We start from the raw sequence: 2,427 nt of genomic DNA, 5'->3' as shown, positions 1-2,427 counted from the left end.
GTCGGCCATTTCTTTGCTAGTTCTTCGGGCAACTTAGCCTTAAGTTGAAAAACGTATCGCTCTTCGTTACGACCATGATGTGTCTCTTTGATTTCAGTGACTATTTTCTCTTTCCTAGCATCGAAGATAGCCTGAAACTGTTCAACAACAGCCGCTCTTAGTTTCGGTTGGTTGTTCTTCACTTGAACAACAACATGCGCTTTCTTTTCTTCTATCTTCTCTAGGGTTTCGCGCTGGCAATGCAGCGCATCAATCGTGACCACACTGCCTTTTACATTTATAACATCAAGCATTTGGCGCACAACACTGATCTCGCCATTCTTGTTTTCCGTCGGTTTTTGGCTCAGAACAAGGCCACGCTCAGTGTCATATGCCGTGACCAACTGCAACGCTGTTTTCCTGTCATTTCGATAAGAGCCACGCAGGACTTTTCCGTCGAATGCGATTATGGGTTTATTTTGGTTGGCTCTTTGTTCGTTTATCCACAAGGCCAACGCTTCAAGCAATGACTCCGCAACAACTGAGCGTAATATGCGTGCTATTGTGTGTCGTCGGGGGATTCCATGTTTGAATGGCCTGTACTTTCTTAACCAGCTTAACTTCTCTTCCCCATAAAATTCAATGTCTTGCCATCCTTCGCACCCAGATGCAATAGCACTAATAACGAGGAACATAACGTCAATAAGGTCATGTTTTTGGTTAATGTCAGAACGAGTATCTTCGATGACGGATAGGTGCTCAATTAAGTTCAAAATGGCTGTCTAGCTAAGGGTTTGACGCTATTAGATCATATTTGTTAACAAAGTGCGATCCCGCCCTGGGGATCAAAAGAAAGCAGAAAAAAGCGAACCGCAATAACGCTTACCTTTCGCAAGTCCTTGCAGGGCAAGGGGCTTCGTAATCTTGCCCTGATAGCTTAACTCCTAAGCGATAGTTATTATATTTGTGTGATGGATATGTGATGGCTGGGATTTTCATTCAACACAAGAGTTCGATCTAAATAATATAACCAAAATGTCACCATTTTATCTCAAGATGTTGATACTAATCGCAGAATTTGGGCTTTAATGAAAGGTTATGGAGATGTTCACCCAAAAGTTGAATTTATAAATGAAAGCCAATGATTTACAAGGGGTAAGGGGGATTTATCCATTTGTTTTGGTATTTATCCATTTCACAGCTTCTACGCGGTAGGTTTAGCGACTGGATTTAGAGGTTTCTAATGTAGCTTCTGATGGTATTCATTCGGTTTATCGATGTGTGAGATTTATCAGAATTTTTCATGATAAAATTAAATTATGTCATTTTATGTGATATTAATATAATTTATGTGGCGTATTGTTTTGGTGATTTAATTAAAGTAATCAATGATAGAATTAATTATATTTGTTGAATGATTGACTTTAATTTATTCTGTTACGAAATTTAAATAATTAAACTTTAAGGTGGGATATTTAAAATAGGGAAAGGATGATTTTTATCATGATGTGTTGATTAAAGAATTTTAATGGAATTATTATTGACATATGTATCAAATATGTGTCTATGTAAATATTAATCGGCTAGTGATGAAAATAAGATATGAATGAGGTTGGTGTTATACCATGAGCACTGCCTAAAAGTATAAGCAGCAACAAGTTAGATCAATTAGTGTTATTTTTGAGCAAATGTTAGCGTAACCACATGATATTCAAAGATCTGTTGCGGTGGCTTTGTGTTAACTATGGAAGCGTGCAATCGTTGAGTATTTAACATGCACCATCAAGCACCACGATCTGTGGTTCTTTTTCTGGCTGATAAAGCACCTGACAAAAGTCTCCTTCTGGCGAATAGGTGTAGTTTTCGGTGTCGAAAGAGATGGCGGCTACTCTTTCTGCATTGCTGCCAGAGTCTACTTCTTTGTTGATGACATGAAGCTCTGTTGCGTCGATATTGAGCAGTCTTCTTAGTGAGTCAACATAGGCGATTGGGTAACCATGACAAACGTAGTAGGTCTCAATCTCCGTCTTTTCAACATAGTTGCACTCATCCTCAACGCCAGCAATCGCTGACTTCGCGTAGATCATATCGATACCCGTGCGAAGGTTACCAGCCACATCATGTATTTTACTCGCCCGAGCACTTCCTTGAACGTCTAAGAACTTGACCATAGCTGTCGCCGAAACGATCGCTAAAATTAATACAGAGATGATGAGTTCTAAAAGAGTGAAGCCGTTTTGTCTGTTCATGGTTACCGATTATTTGCTCTGCTAAAGGGACGGAATGAGGGTAATCTAAATACCAAAGTCATTACAGTTAGTGGGTATAATGGTTTGGTGTTTTATTGTGTGAATTTCTAAGTAATTTTCTTTATAAACAATAGCTTAATTATTTCCTCTTACTGTTAAACGCTATGTAAGCATACGTACATAGACAGAACCTTAAGCA

At 38.8% G+C, this 2,427-nt stretch carries 2 protein-coding genes; both read right to left on the bottom strand.

The features are described 5' to 3' along the window. Nucleotides 1-752: ISAs1 family transposase (locus AB4371_RS21895; protein WP_372150655.1), on the bottom strand; the 752-nt coding region annotated here is incomplete at its 3' end. A 996-nt stretch (nucleotides 753-1,748) separates the two neighbouring features. Then, nucleotides 1,749-2,228 (bottom strand): type II secretion system protein, encoded by a 480-nt coding sequence (locus AB4371_RS21890; RefSeq protein ID WP_017060589.1) that lies wholly within the window; start codon nucleotides 2,226-2,228, stop codon nucleotides 1,749-1,751. Between the last annotated feature and the right edge of the window lie 199 nt (nucleotides 2,229-2,427).

The sequence above is a fragment of the Vibrio sp. 10N.261.51.A3 genome (assembly GCF_041471965.1).
GTDB classification, from domain to species: Bacteria; Pseudomonadota; Gammaproteobacteria; order Enterobacterales; family Vibrionaceae; genus Vibrio; species Vibrio crassostreae_C.
The sequence above is the reverse complement of the archived record's forward strand: the minus strand, read 5'-3'. Positions and strand labels throughout refer to the sequence as shown.

Excerpts from the sequence above, each read along its gene's own strand:
- AB4371_RS21890 (WP_017060589.1), bottom strand. The coding sequence starts at position 2,228 with ATGAACAGACAAAACGGCTTCACTCTTTTAGAACTCATCATCTCTGTA.